The organism is Mycobacterium sp. NGS34 (assembly GCF_059812845.1).
In genome coordinates this window covers 1-1016 of the sequence record NZ_JCALDM010000058.1, presented here as the reverse complement: position 1 = coordinate 1016, position 1016 = coordinate 1, and the positions used below count along the sequence as shown (strand labels likewise).

Genomic DNA, 1016 nt, shown 5'->3' with positions numbered 1-1016 from the left:
AGATCGGACTTGGTCATGCGGAAGGACGCCTCAACCTGCCACAGGTCGTGATACGCGCCGATCACCGCTGCTGCGGACATCTTCTCGGCGCCGGTGACCTTCAGGAACCTCGCCTTCTTCAGCGGCGTGCTGCCCGGGCAGGGACTGGGGAATTAACGGTGTATCCGGCTCGACACGCCGGGGCGGCAAGCCTGGCGGGAAGGAGCCCGATATGGCCGCAACACTTGAGGCTGTGCCGAGTACGAAAACCGTTGACGAACTGACAGAGAAATCCGAGGCCGAGGCTGCCCGCGAGCTGGTCAGGATGGCGAGGGAGCAGGGGCTGTCCCTGGCCGGTCCTGACGGACTGCTCAAGCAGCTGACCAAGACCGTCATCGAAACCGCCCTGGACGAGGAACTGACCGAGCACCTCGGTTATGAACGGCACGACACGGCGGCGAAGGATACTGCCAACTCGCGCAACGGAACGCGGTCCCAGACCGTGCTGACGGAGACGACAGGCCCGGTGCAGATCGACGTTCCGCGGGACCGGGAGGGGTGCCGATAGGCCCTGCTGCGAAGGTCCCGTGCTGCGTTGGCGCCGAGGATCAGCCCCCGATATACGGGGCGGTTTCTAGTGAACGTTGCGAATTAGATGTGTTTGCATCCGGTGTCCTAATCGTTGCATGGCTGCCCGTGGCGAGCGGTCGTTGAGACATGCTCGGGGCCTGTCGTTGAGTCCGTCGCAGACGTCATCGAGCTGGTCTAACTCCACACGTTCAGGTCCGTGCCCTTTGGAAAGTACTGCCGGAGCAGTACGGGGTCGCTTTAAGGGCCCTTCGCAGTTAAGCATGGTTGATGTCTCGGCCGGGCAGGGGCACTGACGGTCGGTGTTGTTGAAACCAAAGACCGGGCCGTGGAGAACGCGGCCTTGAAAGCTGCCGTTTCGTATTTGGCTGCGTCGATCGGGAGGTGCGCCCGGGCTTGTAGAGCCGCAGACCGTCCGTGCCGCAGGCCCATTCCGGTGGCGGACGGTG

The 1016-nt window shown here is 63.4% G+C and carries 1 pseudogene; it reads left to right on the top strand.

Features of this window, described 5'->3' with window-relative positions:
- Positions 1-211: 211 nt before the first annotated feature.
- Positions 212-538, top strand: a pseudogene (locus AC5Y7V_RS31375) (transposase); the annotation flags it as partial.
- Between the last annotated feature and the right edge of the window lie 478 nt (positions 539-1016).